Origin of the sequence: Bacillus toyonensis BCT-7112, from assembly GCF_000496285.1 — a bacterium.
Taxonomy (GTDB): Bacteria; Bacillota; Bacilli; order Bacillales; family Bacillaceae_G; genus Bacillus_A; species Bacillus_A toyonensis.
In genome coordinates, this window is record NC_022781.1 from 2,428,413 (window position 1) to 2,441,735 (window position 13,323).

The window sequence follows — 13,323 nt, forward strand, 5'->3', positions numbered from 1 at the left end:
GAGGACAGAAACAAGAATTATTAAAATCTATTTTTATAACTCGCTATACCGGTGCAAAATAAGTATAGAATTTATATATATTTTTTAGGCAATCACAAAAAATAAAAAGGGAAGTTTATATGTATATACCGTAGGTGATATAAATGAAAAAACAAACACATGTAAGTATTCTTATAATCATTTTATTGTTTTCTATCGCAATTCATTACGTAGCCATGCTCTTTCTATATGAATACTCATTTCCCTTTCAAATATTAATTGGAATGAGTACCCTATTAATTGATATTATCGCTTGTAGTTATATATTTTATTTTACAAATACGAAACAAGGGTTATCCCGTTTATTTTGGATCATATTATCTGTTGGGGCTCTCTCTTATTTCATTGGTGATATAGTTGTTTCCTATCAACGTTTAATTTTAAAGGACTACTATACGTTTGTTGATCCGTCTGACTTTTTTTACCTACTTTTTTTAATTAGCTTTGCACTTGCCTTTCTATACGAGATCATTTATAACCGGGACTTATTAGAAAAGCTTTTTATGATATGTGATATTTGTATTATCGTTACAGCCCAATTTACTTTAAGTTACTACTTACTTATTGAGCAAACCATTCACGTTTTCACAACATCCTATATCGATATATTTGTTCAACTTACCTATCCAATGGCTGATTTACTCTTTCTTTTAATTGGAATCAACCTTTTATTCAGACCATTATCCTTATTACCAAAACAAGTTGGTGCACTTCTTGGTAGTGCTTTAATTTTGTATGCTACTACAGATGCTATTTATGCTTATATAAAATATTTCACACCAGCGTATTCTATGTTTACAGTTACTCCGTTCTATCAAGTGGTTTTAGTGCTAGCAGCAATCGCCTGTATTCTTCATACGAAAGAGCCTGAAAAACAAGAGCAGGTACTATTAACGCCTAAATTTGGTGAATCAATCCGATTATCATTACCTTATATTTCTGTAGTAATGCTTATTATTTTTATATTGGCCGAATATGTTTTTGCCCCCATTGTAGTAATCGGGCTTATAATAACTTTCACTTTCGTTCTCATACGCCATAGTTTAGTTCGAAAACAAAATAAAATATTATTACTAGCCCAAATGCAATTCAACTTGGAACTCGAGAAACAAATTGAACTACGTACAGAAGATTTAGTAGAACAAAAAAATGAGCTCTATCATAACCAACAAATGTTTAAATCTTTATACGAGCACCATCCAGATCCAATCTTCACATTAGATTTGTACGGCAATTTTCTTAAAGTTAATAACGCTGGTACTACTTTACTAGGGTATCAAACGAATGAATTATTAAATCAACCTTACTACTCACTCATATACGAAGAAGATTTAGAAGAAATTATTAACGCCTTTCATCGCGTAAAAAAGGGGAATTCTATCTCTTTAGAAATACGAGCGTATCACAAAAACAGAGATATTTACTACTTGCATGTTACAGCTGTTCCCATCTTTTTAAAGGATCATATTTCAGGGGTCTACTTAATGATTAAAGATATTACGGAAAGCAAACAACAACAAGAACAAATTAACTTCCTAGCATATCATGATACTTTAACTGAACTTGCAAATCGCCGTGCATTTCATCAATATTTAGAAAAGGCGATTGCACGAGCAAAAATATCGAAAAGCTCCTTTGCTGTTATGTTTCTCGATTTAGACCGCTTTAAGGTTATTAATGATACTCTCGGGCATCGGGTGGGAGACCTCCTATTAATTGCAGTAGCCAAAAGGCTTGAACGATTATCAACACAGCATATGAAACTTGCTCGACTAGCTGGAGATGAGTTCACAATCCTCATCGAAAATTATAAAAAAAGGACAGATGTAAAAAAAATAGCTGATATGATTGTAGCGGCCATGAACAAACCATTCGAAATCGAAAATCAGCATTTACGAATCTCACCGAGTATCGGGATTGCAATATACCCTGAAGCGGGCGAAGACCCACTTTCTATTTTACAACATGCCGATATGGCCATGTACGAAGCAAAAAATAAAGGAAAAAATCGTAGCTCTCTTTATACGAAAGAACTATATAAGAAAATAGAACGAAAAGCTCGAATCGAAAAGGATTTGCCACTCGCTTTAGTAAACAAGGAATTTTATCTCGTCTATCAGCCACAAATTGATACGACAACAAATAAAATTATCGGCGCTGAAGCATTAATACGTTGGAAACATCCACTATTAGGTGACATTTCACCATGTGAGTTCATTCCAATTGTAGAAGAAACGCCACAAGTCGTTCCACTTGGACATTGGGTATTAAAAGAAGCCTGTCTCCAATTAAAAATATGGCATACCTTTGGCTATCAAAATTTAAAAATAAGCGTTAATTTATCAGCAAAAGAGTTCCAACAAAATCAATTAATCGAAAACATTTCACAAATATTAAACGACGTGCAGGTCGATCCAAAACATGTCACACTTGAGTTAACAGAACGAATTGCGATGATTAATGAAAAAGAAACACTATCGAGACTGAAGCAATTAAAAGAATATGGCATTCAAACGGCCATTGATGACTTCGGTACTGGCTATTCTTCTCTCGCTTATTTATCAATTTTCCCTATCGATACATTAAAGGTACCAAGAGAATTTACACAACTAGCCGATCATCGCCCTGAAGAAAGAGCCATCTTTTCCACTATCCTTTCTCTTGCAAATACTTTAAATCTCTCTGTCATTGCTGAAGGAATTGAAACGGAAAAACAACTTAAGTTTCTACAAAAAAACAACTGTAAATATATGCAAGGTTACTATTTCAGTAAACCTTTAACAAGTAAACAGTTTATAAAATTTCTACAAAAAACACCCAGTATGAACAATTAATTCACACTGGGTGTTTTTATCCTGCTATTTGCGAGAGTGAAAGTTCGTTATCATTTTGGGATGAATAAAGCCCCAATGACAACAGTTTCACTTTATATTGTTGGGGTTTTTTTCTCGTAATATTCTTCTGCAACCTCTTCGTAAAAAGCTGAAGCTGTCGTATAGAAATATGGAATTAACCAGAGGAATCCAATCCCTAATGTAATACAACTTAATATAAACCAACCAATAAAACTTAAACATAAAATGAAATACTCCATTTTATGCCCATCCATCATACGACGGCTTTCTGTAATGGCTTGATTCAATGAATACTCGGGATGATCGTTTATAATAAAATACGTCATCGCATAAGAAAATGATTTAATAATGCCTGGAATAATGAAAAGTAAAGTCCATAAAAGAAGATAAAGATTCACTAATAAATATACTAAAAATGATTTTAAAAATCTTTTCCCCTCTGTAAACCAAACAAATACATTGCCGATACTAGCTTGTTTTTCACGAATGATATTTAAAGCCAGATAATACCCCCCTAAAGTTAACGGTCCGGTAACAAAAAGTGTAAGAATATCTATCGAAAATGAACCAGTTGTATCTTGCCAACCGAAAGTTGAAGAAAATCCCCACTTAACACTAAAACTAAACATCGTGATAAGAATTGAAATTAATAATGTTGCCCCAACAGCTAAGCCCCATTTTCCTTCTAGAGAGTCTAACGCTTCTCCTTTTAAATCACTAATCATAATTAGCCTCCTATACGTAACAATTCTATTAGTATAGCATGTTCTTACCGCAATTCATCTTTTGAAATATAGCGATAAAAATGAGATGTCGTTGTACCCATATACGGACTAAGCCAAAGAAAACCTATTCCAAATGTCAAAATCGCTAAAATAACCCACCCTATAAAACTAAGCCATAAAAGAAACAAATCTAACTTATGTCCCTTCATAAGACCCTTACTTTCTTTCATTGCTTGTGACACACTATATTCTGGATTTCCAATCATTACATAGTACGTCATTGCATAAGAAAAATACATCACAATCATGCCAACGATTGAAATAGCTAATAGTACGAAGAAAGCAATTGCAAATGACGTATTCCCTTCTTCACCTAACAATGCAAATAAGCCTATTAACAACATCGGAATCCATGTACCTGTATATAACAAAATCGCAAGCATTGCCCACATTGTTTTCATCATTCTTTTAAAACCACGAAATCCTTCGAATAAGTAATCTACTTTAGCACCTTCTCGTTTACTAATCTGTAGACATACATTCGTATAACCGTATGATGTAATACCATACGATGCGTTACTCAAAATTATCATGATACAATAAAATACCCCAAATGTAATAGCTGCTCCAATTGATATTGTTTCCCCTTCAATTGAACCAGCGAAGCTAACAATTAAAAAAAATAGAATAAGTCCTGGAATTAAAAGTATAAGCATTGCAGCCATTGAAACAACATAACTTAAAATAAAATATAAAATCGTTGATCCAACACCTAGTCCCCAATTCCCCTTTAAAGAGTGCAACGCTTCTCGTTTCATTTCACCGATCATTGATTCATCCCCTTTATGAAATATAAATTGTTGTACATTCTCTACTTATACAACCATCAATGCAATTATACCATTTTTGTAAAATTACCCATAAAATACAATAAAAAAAATCCGTAAAGGTTTTACCTTTACGGATTTTTTTATTTCATATCGGAAACGTTTAAACGGTTCACAGCACGTTGTAATGCCATTTCTGCACGTTTAAAGTCAACATGTGCTTGTTTGTCTTGCATACGTTGCTCAGCGCGACGCTTCGCTTCATTTGCACGATGGATATCGATATGGTTTGCTTCTTCAGCAGATGATGATAATACAGTTACTTTATCTGGACGAACTTCGATAAAGCCACCGCTAACTGCTACATAATCAGTGTGTCCACCATTTTTCAGACGAACTGCACTAATTTTTAATGGTGCAACAGTTGGAATGTGACCTGGTAAGATCCCCATTTCCCCACTCTCTGCTTTTACACTTACCATCTCTACTTCTTTTTCGTAAACCGGTCCATCAGGAGTTACAATACTGACTGGAAATGTCTTCATACTTCGTCCCCCCTAAGGCCTTACGCCATCATTTTCTTCGCGTTTTCAATAACTTCTTCAATGCCACCAACAAGGCGGAATGCATCTTCTGGAAGGTCATCATATTTTCCTTCTAGAATTTCTTTGAAACCACTAACTGTATTTTTTACAGGTACATAAGAACCTTTTTGACCTGTAAACTGCTCAGCTACGTGGAAGTTTTGAGATAAGAAGAATTGAATACGACGAGCACGATGTACAACTAACTTATCTTCTTCAGATAACTCATCCATACCTAAGATAGCGATGATGTCTTGAAGCTCTTTATAACGTTGTAAAGTTTGCTGTACTTGACGAGCTACCTCATAATGCTCTTCTCCTACGATTTCTGGAGAAAGTGCACGAGATGTAGATGCTAATGGATCTACGGCTGGGTAAATACCCATTTGCGTTAAACGACGCTCTAAGTTTGTTGTTGCATCTAAGTGAGCGAACGTTGTAGCTGGTGCTGGGTCAGTATAGTCATCGGCTGGTACATATACCGCTTGGATAGACGTGATAGACCCTTTATTTGTAGATGTAATACGCTCTTGTAATTGACCCATTTCTGTTGCAAGTGTTGGTTGGTAACCTACCGCAGATGGCATACGACCAAGAAGGGCAGATACTTCAGAACCCGCTTGCGTGAAACGGAAGATGTTATCGATGAACAATAGTACGTCTTGTCCTTGCTCATCACGGAAATGCTCAGCCATTGTTAAACCTGTTAATGCAACACGTTGACGTGCTCCAGGTGGCTCGTTCATTTGTCCGAATACCATCGCAGTTTTCTTGATTACGCCAGAATCACTCATTTCGTGGTATAAGTCATTACCCTCACGAGTACGCTCACCTACACCAGCGAATACAGAGATACCACCGTGCTCTTGTGCGATGTTGTTAATTAATTCCTGAATTAATACTGTTTTACCTACGCCGGCACCACCGAATAGACCGATTTTACCACCCTTAATGTAAGGAGCAAGTAAGTCTACTACTTTAATACCAGTTTCAAGAATTTCTACTTTAGTAGATAACTCTTCGAATGCAGGTGCTTGACGGTGAATTGGATCACGGTGTACATCCGCAGGAAGTTCACCATCTAAGTCAATTGCATCACCTAATACGTTAAATACACGACCAAGTGTTGCATCACCAACTGGTACAGAGATTGCTTTACCAGTATCTTCTACTTCTGTGCCACGAACAAGTCCATCTGTGGAAGACATTGCAACTGTACGAACTGTGTCATCACCTAAATGAAGTGCAACTTCAAATGTTAAGTTAATGTTTGCTCCGTTTTCGTTGCTTTGTTTTACCGTAAGGGCGTTGTAGATTTCTGGTAGCTTTCCGCCATCAAACTTAACGTCTACAACCGGACCCATGATTTGCGTAACGCGCCCTTTATTCATCGGGTTCCCTCCTAGCTTTCTTTTAATTAGCCAGCTTTCTAAGAGAAGTCGGCTTTTAATTTTTTATTAGTTTATAGCTTATGCGACTCTTTTGACAGAGCCGCTTCCACTTTTTATTGAATCTAGTTCCAGCGGCTAGAACAGTCGGTCATTTCGCGCCTTCCTGTGAGGCAAATTACGCCTCTTCGTCAGGAGCTCCAATGCCCTCCTGTTCTGGACGAGCCGCTTCCACTTTTTATTACTATTCTAACGCTGCTGCTCCACCAACGATTTCCGTAATTTCTTGCGTAATCGCTGCTTGACGTGCACGGTTGAATGAAAGTGTAAGTGAATCGATAACTTCCATTGCGTTGTCTGTAGCACTCTTCATTGCTGTCATACGCGCCGCGTGCTCACTTGCTTTACCGTCTAGTAATGCACCGTACACTAAGCTTTCTGCGTATTGTGGCAATAATACTTTTAATATTTCTTCTTCAGAAGGTTCGAATTCATAAGCTGTCGTCGGTTTGTCAGACGCCACATCAGTAAGCGGTAAAATTTTATTTTCCGTTACTTCTTGTGAAATTTTACTTACGTAATGGTTGTAGTAAATATACAGCTCATCATAAGCACCATCTGCGAACATCGCAATTGCTCGAGAAGCAAGATCTTTAATATCAGTAAATGATGGGTGGTCAGATAATCCAACTACTTCATCAATGATGTTAAATCCGCGACGTTTTAAATAATCACGTCCTAGTCGGCCAAGCACAATAATTGAATATTGGTTTGAATCCATATTATGACGTTCACGAATCACGTTACTAACTGTACGTAATACGTTACTGTTATAACCACCTGCTAGTCCGCGATCAGATGTAATAACGATGTATCCTGTACGCTTTACAGGACGCGCATTTAGCATTGGATGATTAATTCCTTTACTTCCTTGCGCAATGCTCGCTACTACTTCTTGAATCTTTTCCATATACGGAACGAAAGATTTAGCATTTTGCTCTGCACGGTTTAACTTAGATGCAGATACCATCTCCATCGCTTTCGTAATTTGACTCGTTTTCTTTGTCGAGGTAATCTTCGCTTTTATATCGCGTAAAGATGCCACAGGTTTTCACCACCTTTTTTCCGGAAGTTGGCACGATTAGTAAGAATCCTCTTCCTAATCTACGTTGCAAGATATTCTTGCTCATGATTGAAGGAAAAGAATAGGTGCACCTACTCTTTTCCTCTACATAACCGTCAGCAATCTCAGAACCTGAGATGCCTTTTATATATACTATCTAGCTCCAGCGGCTTGAATGCTCGGTGGCTTCACTTCACATTCAAATCGAGCCGCTTCCGCTTTTATTAATTACTCAGAAGCTACGAATACTTTTTTAAATCCGTTAATTGCTGCTGCAAATTTGTCGTCATCCGCAAGTTTCTTAGTTGTGCGGATTTCGCTTAATAAGTCAGCTGCATTTGAATCTAACCAAGCATGGAATTCTTCTTCGAAACGAGTGATATCGACTACTGGGATATCATCTAGGAATCCACGTGTTAAAGCGTAAAGAATGATAACTTGTTTCTCTACACGTAACGGTTTGTGTAATCCTTGTTTTAATACCTCAACTGTACGAGCACCACGGTTTAGTTTCGCTTGTGTTGCTTTATCAAGGTCAGAACCGAACTGAGCGAACGCTTCTAACTCACGGTAAGATGCAAGGTCAAGACGAAGTGTACCTGATACTTTACTCATTGCTTTAATCTGAGCAGATCCACCTACACGTGATACAGAAGTACCCGCATCGATCGCTGGACGTACGCCAGAGAAGAATAGGTCAGATTGTAAGAAGATTTGTCCATCCGTAATCGAGATTACGTTTGTTGGGATGTAAGCTGATACGTCCCCTGCTTGTGTTTCGATGAAAGGTAGTGCAGTTAAAGAACCGCCGCCTCTTGCATCACTTAATTTTGCTGCACGCTCTAATAAGCGAGAATGTAAGTAGAATACATCCCCTGGATATGCTTCACGACCTGGAGGACGACGTAATAGTAATGAAAGCTCACGGTAAGCCGCTGCTTGTTTTGATAAGTCATCATATACTACTAATACGTGTTTACCATTGTACATGAACTCTTCACCCATTGTTACACCAGCGTAAGGAGCTAAGTATAATAATGGAGCTGGTTGAGAAGCTGATGCAGTTACAACGATTGTGTAATCTAATGCACCGTGCTTACGTAGTGTTTCTACTACGTTACGTACAGTTGATTCTTTTTGTCCGATAGCTACATAGATACAAATCATATCTTCATCTTTTTGATTAATGATTGTATCAAGTGCAACTGCTGTTTTACCTGTTTGACGGTCACCGATGATTAACTCACGTTGACCACGGCCAATTGGTACAAGAGCATCGATCGCTTTAATACCTGTTTGAAGTGGCTCATGAACAGATTTACGATCCATTACACCTGGTGCTGGACTTTCGATTGGACGAGTGTTTGTTGTATTGATTGGGCCTAAACCATCAACTGGTTGACCTAATGGGTTTACAACACGACCGATTAGTTCTTTCCCTACTGGTACTTGCATGATGCGACCAGTACGACGAACTTCGTCACCTTCACGGATTTCTGTGTAAGGTCCTAAAATAATGATACCTACATTGTTTTCTTCTAAGTTTTGTGCTAGCCCCATAACGCCGTTAGAGAACTCTACAAGTTCACCAGCCATAACGTTATCAAGACCATGAGCACGCGCGATACCGTCACCAACTTGGATAACTGTACCAACATCACTAACTTCGATTTCAGACTGATAGTTCTCGATTTGTTGCTTTATCAGTGCGCTAATTTCTTCAGCTCTGATGCTCATGTGCTTCACCCCTATCTATTCTTCATTAATTCACGTTGAATACGTGCTAATTTTCCTTGTAAACTTCCATCATAAATGCGATTTCCAATACGTACTTTAATGCCGCCTAGTAAATCTTCATCTACAACATTTTTTACGCGAATTGCATCTTTTCCCGTTCTCTTTGCAAATGCTTCTGCAATGTTAAGCTTCTCTTCTTCAGATAGAAGACGAGTAGAATACACAGTTGCATCCGCTACGTTACGTTCTTCATTAGCAAGAACAACATATTCATCTGCAATTTCAGGTAAGATTTCAATGCGCTTGTTATCAATTAAAATATATAACGTATTTAAAATAGATTCAGAAACAGATCCGAATACGTTTGCAAGAAACGTTTTCTTCTGCTCTTTTGAAATGTTCGGTTGCGTTAAAAAGCTATGTAGTTCTCCGTTCTTTACATAAACGTTTTGTACAAGGCGTAATTCCTCTTCAAACATTTCTAATACGTGTTTTTCTTTTGCAATTTTAAAAAGAGCGACAGCATAACGTTTTGCTACAATCCCATTGCTCATCGCGCTTCTCCTACTTCTTTAATATAATCGCGAATTAACTTCACTTGATCTTCTTCTTTTAACTCTTTTTCAATTACTTTAGAAGCAATTTGAACAGATAAAGAAGCGACTTGTTCTTGTAAAGCAGCAATCGCTTGCTCTTTTTCGCGTTGAATTTCTTGTACAGCAGATGCTTTAATTGATTCTGCTTCTTCTTTCGCAGCAGCAACAATCACATCTTTTTGATCTACAGCTTGTTTTTTCGCTCTTTCGATTAACTCTTGTGCTTCAACACGCGATTGTTTTAACATTTCACGTTGTTCTTCTACTAATTTCTTCGCTTCAGCGTTACTTCTTTCTGCAGCGTCGATTTCACTAGTAACATGCTCTTCACGTTCTTTCATAATTCCCATTAAAGGACCCCACGCAAATTTGCGTAGCATTACTAATAGAAGTAAGAAAATGAACAATGTATAAGCAATCGTTCCAAATGGAATGGCAGCCCCTAATAATAAAGTTGGCACAAGGATTCACTCCCTTCAAAATATCTAAATTGATCATATGAAAAAAAAAGACATACGTTTCGTTCATAAAGCAATGGCGAAGAAAGTTCAAAAAACACTCTTCGCCATCTATGTAAGGGGAGTCTCCCTTATTTGTTCATTACGATGAAAGCAATAACTACACCGATGATTGGAAGTGCCTCAACTAAAGCAACCCCGATGAACATAATTGTTTGAAGTGCGCCTTTTAATTCTGGTTGACGAGCAACACCTTCGATTGTACGTGATACGATAAGACCGTTACCAATACCTGCACCTAATGCTGATAAACCAATTGCAATTGCAGCTGCGATTACACCTAAACTCATTTAATTTGTCCTCCTTTGTATTATAAAAAAATAAATTTTTTCTTACTTAAATTATATTAATGGTCATGGCTTACTTTATGAGCCATATAAACCATCGTTAACATAACGAAAATAAATGACTGGATTGATCCAACGAATACACTGAATCCCATCCATGCTAACATCGGTACAAGCGCACCTAATGCTCCAAGAACTGATGCTCCGCCTAACTTAGCAAGTAATCCTAACAGGATTTCACCTGCATAAATGTTACCGAACAAACGAAGACCTAACGTTAATGTGTTAGCAAACTCCTCAATAACCTTTAATGGGAATAAGAATTTCATAGGTTGGAAATAACCTTTAACGTATTCTTTCGTACCCTTCATCTTAATTCCATAATAATGGGTGAGGGTAACTACCATCACGGCTAATGTTAATGTAACTGCTGGATCAGACGTTGGTGATCTCCACCATGCAATATGTTCGCCAGCCTCAACTGTTGAATACATGAATGGTAAACCAAGGAAGTTCGATACGATGATAAACATGATAAGCGTAACGCCAAGCGTTAAGAAACGTCCACCTGTTTTCCAGTCCATCGTACTATTGATAATCCCTTTCACGAAGTCAAACACCCATTCCATGAAATTTTGCATTCCTGTTGGGCGAAGAGCTAAGCTGCGAGTTCCTATAACTGCGATTAAGAAAACAATAACTGCTGCTACAGTAACCATCATAACTGATGACAAATCGAACGTTAAACCTAGAAATTCAACTAATTTACCGTGTTCCACTAGTAATTCACCTCTCTTCCCTGCTCTTATACTCTAAATAAAGAAAATCTATGATCATGACAAGATATCCTGTCAGCAATCCTACACCTAAGCCCCACATCGCAATTAACTCTTGATATTTGGCTGCAAATAAAATTAATAACCCAATTGTCGCGAATCTCGAATATGTACTTACCGCTGTTGCCTTAAACTTCACGTTTTCTCCATTCGTTACGCGATCTAACAGCTTGTCTGTTCTACGTGCAATGATGCGCAAACTAAGAAAACTGAAAATCGTTCCGATAATCAGCCCAAGAAATACATCCTTGTAAGAGGTGAATCCCCATCCTAGCACTAGAAGCGCAAGCAAGTAGTACATATATTTCTTTTGTCTTTGGACAAGTCCATGTACGTCTATCATCATTGCTCTCCCGAATAGTAATGTCGAATGAGTCGAATCATTGCGTATACCCCTGTTCCTAATCCTAGTAATAAACCTATAATAAGAAACAATGGAAACGTTCCAACCTTATTATCAATCCACTGCCCACCAAAGATTCCAATAAGAATAGAACCGACTAATTGAGCAAGAATTCCTGACATTAAAGCATAAGCTTTTATATGGCTGCGGTCGTTTTTTTGCAAGGATTCATCCCTCCAATATGTAACCCTCATTCACGATGTGTTAATAATAACTCATTTTTTTGCATAAATCCTATACAAAATAAAAAGTTTACATTTTCGTCACGGAATAGATGTATTTTTGTCACTGAAAGCCCTACCATCTATCCCCGTTGTTAGCATACAATAGGGTATTAACAGTGTCAACGAGAAATCGTAAAAAATCAAAAAATTTGAGTATTAGGCATTTCCTCCCAAAAATGAAAACGTTCCCCTTCTAAATACTGGTTAGAGATATGCAATTTCTAACAGTTTTCTCTTTATAATGGAAGGAAATGTTCACAAGTTTGTCACTATTATATTTTTAAGATATAACGCTTTCCTTCCATAATATAGTGCTCCTTAGACGTAAGACTTCTATATTATATGTGTTGTGTATGCAACTTATGTTGTATACACGTTGCATATTTATCCCCCTCCCCTGCCTGCATACCCGGGACAAAAAAAGACGAGTAGGGAATTCCCTCTCGTCAGTTGTCTTACTTCGTTCCGAATAAACGGTCACCAGCATCACCAAGACCTGGCACTACATAACCGTGGTCATTTAACTTTTCATCTAATGCTGCTACATAAATATCAACATCAGGATGCTCTTCTTGTACTACTTTTACTCCTTCTGGAGCTGCTACGATACACATTAATTTAATTTGTTTCGCACCGCGTTTTTTCAGAGAGTTAATTGCTTCAGCTGCAGAACCACCTGTTGCTAGCATCGGATCTAGTACGATAAAGTCACGCTCTTCTACATCCGTTGGAAGTTTCACATAGTATTCTACCGGTTGCAATGTTTCAGGGTCACGGTATAAACCAACGTGTCCTACTTTTGCTGCTGGAATTAATTTCAGAATTCCATCAACCATTCCTAAACCTGCACGTAAAATCGGAATTAAACCAAGTTTTTTACCAGCGATCACTTTTGTTGTCGCTTTACTTACAGGCGTTTCAATTTCAATGTCTTTAAGTGGAAGGTCGCGAGTAATTTCGAAAGCCATTAAGCTTGCTACTTCGTCCACTAATTCACGAAAATCTTTCGTACCTGTATTCTTATCGCGAATATATGTAATCTTATGTTGAATTAACGGGTGATCAAATACATACAGTTTTCCCATGTGAATCTCTCCTTTAGATGATATTCATGCGTTTGCACGCTTTTTTACACTATTTACGATTGTAAAGAAAACGCTACTAATATTCAAGGGCAAATT

At 37.4% G+C, this 13,323-nt stretch carries 15 protein-coding genes; 1 reads left to right on the forward strand and 14 read right to left on the reverse strand.

What is annotated here, in order from left to right; translation table 11 throughout:
- Positions 1 to 143: 143 nt before the first annotated feature.
- Positions 144 to 2,873 carry a putative bifunctional diguanylate cyclase/phosphodiesterase gene (locus BTOYO_RS12600; RefSeq protein WP_000744967.1) on the forward strand — a complete coding sequence of 910 codons (2,730 nt, stop codon included), beginning with the start codon at positions 144 to 146 and terminating at the stop codon, positions 2,871 to 2,873.
- 92 nt (positions 2,874 to 2,965) lie between these two features.
- Here BTOYO_RS12600 and BTOYO_RS12605 read toward each other — a convergent pair whose 3' ends face one another.
- From BTOYO_RS12605 to upp, 14 genes are all read right to left on the reverse strand, one after another.
- Positions 2,966 to 3,619, reverse strand: coding sequence for a DUF975 family protein (locus tag BTOYO_RS12605; RefSeq protein ID WP_000622474.1), 654 nt, complete (start codon positions 3,617 to 3,619; stop codon positions 2,966 to 2,968).
- A gap of 44 nt (positions 3,620 to 3,663) precedes the next feature.
- Positions 3,664 to 4,449 (reverse strand): DUF975 family protein, encoded by a 786-nt coding sequence (locus BTOYO_RS12610; RefSeq protein WP_000578812.1) that lies wholly within the window; start codon positions 4,447 to 4,449, stop codon positions 3,664 to 3,666.
- A 140-nt stretch (positions 4,450 to 4,589) separates the two neighbouring features.
- Positions 4,590 to 4,991 carry a F0F1 ATP synthase subunit epsilon gene (gene atpC / locus BTOYO_RS12615; RefSeq protein ID WP_000847214.1) on the reverse strand — a complete coding sequence of 134 codons (402 nt, stop codon included), beginning with the start codon at positions 4,989 to 4,991 and terminating at the stop codon, positions 4,590 to 4,592.
- A 20-nt stretch (positions 4,992 to 5,011) separates the two neighbouring features.
- The gene (gene atpD, locus BTOYO_RS12620) at positions 5,012 to 6,421 is read right to left on the reverse strand and encodes a F0F1 ATP synthase subunit beta (protein ID WP_001032588.1); all 1,410 of its coding nucleotides are present in this window, start codon (positions 6,419 to 6,421) and stop codon (positions 5,012 to 5,014) included.
- A 241-nt stretch (positions 6,422 to 6,662) separates the two neighbouring features.
- The gene (gene atpG, locus BTOYO_RS12625; protein ID WP_000157703.1) at positions 6,663 to 7,523 is read right to left on the reverse strand and encodes a F0F1 ATP synthase subunit gamma; all 861 of its coding nucleotides are present in this window, start codon (positions 7,521 to 7,523) and stop codon (positions 6,663 to 6,665) included.
- Between the two features lie 246 nt (positions 7,524 to 7,769).
- A complete protein-coding gene (atpA, locus tag BTOYO_RS12630) occupies positions 7,770 to 9,278 on the reverse strand; it encodes a F0F1 ATP synthase subunit alpha (RefSeq protein ID WP_000027515.1) in 1,509 nt (502 codons plus the stop codon).
- An 11-nt stretch (positions 9,279 to 9,289) separates the two neighbouring features.
- Positions 9,290 to 9,832: a F0F1 ATP synthase subunit delta gene (gene atpH / locus BTOYO_RS12635; protein ID WP_000064686.1), complete on the reverse strand. Its 543-nt coding sequence runs from the start codon at positions 9,830 to 9,832 to the stop codon at positions 9,290 to 9,292.
- On the reverse strand, positions 9,829 to 10,335 hold the full coding sequence (gene atpF / locus BTOYO_RS12640; protein WP_001142619.1) for a F0F1 ATP synthase subunit B: 507 nt from the start codon (positions 10,333 to 10,335) through the stop codon (positions 9,829 to 9,831). The genes atpH and atpF overlap by 4 nt, the downstream gene beginning before the upstream one ends.
- A 128-nt stretch (positions 10,336 to 10,463) precedes the next feature.
- A complete protein-coding gene (atpE, locus tag BTOYO_RS12645) occupies positions 10,464 to 10,682 on the reverse strand; it encodes a F0F1 ATP synthase subunit C (protein ID WP_000052064.1) in 219 nt (72 codons plus the stop codon).
- 56 nt (positions 10,683 to 10,738) lie between these two features.
- Entirely contained in the window at positions 10,739 to 11,458 is a 720-nt protein-coding gene (gene atpB, locus BTOYO_RS12650) for a F0F1 ATP synthase subunit A (RefSeq protein ID WP_000399876.1), read from the reverse strand.
- A 7-nt stretch (positions 11,459 to 11,465) separates the two neighbouring features.
- The gene (locus BTOYO_RS12655) at positions 11,466 to 11,858 is read right to left on the reverse strand and encodes an ATP synthase subunit I (RefSeq protein WP_000567600.1); all 393 of its coding nucleotides are present in this window, start codon (positions 11,856 to 11,858) and stop codon (positions 11,466 to 11,468) included.
- Positions 11,858 to 12,082, reverse strand: coding sequence for an AtpZ/AtpI family protein (locus tag BTOYO_RS12660; RefSeq protein ID WP_001171219.1), 225 nt, complete (start codon positions 12,080 to 12,082; stop codon positions 11,858 to 11,860). Before BTOYO_RS12660 ends, BTOYO_RS12655 begins: the two co-directional genes overlap by 1 nt.
- 26 nt (positions 12,083 to 12,108) lie before the next feature.
- The gene (locus BTOYO_RS12665) at positions 12,109 to 12,222 is read right to left on the reverse strand and encodes a DUF4024 domain-containing protein (protein ID WP_000232961.1); all 114 of its coding nucleotides are present in this window, start codon (positions 12,220 to 12,222) and stop codon (positions 12,109 to 12,111) included.
- 375 nt (positions 12,223 to 12,597) lie between these two features.
- Entirely contained in the window at positions 12,598 to 13,227 is a 630-nt protein-coding gene (gene upp, locus BTOYO_RS12670) for a uracil phosphoribosyltransferase (RefSeq protein ID WP_000517536.1), read from the reverse strand.
- Between the last annotated feature and the right edge of the window lie 96 nt (positions 13,228 to 13,323).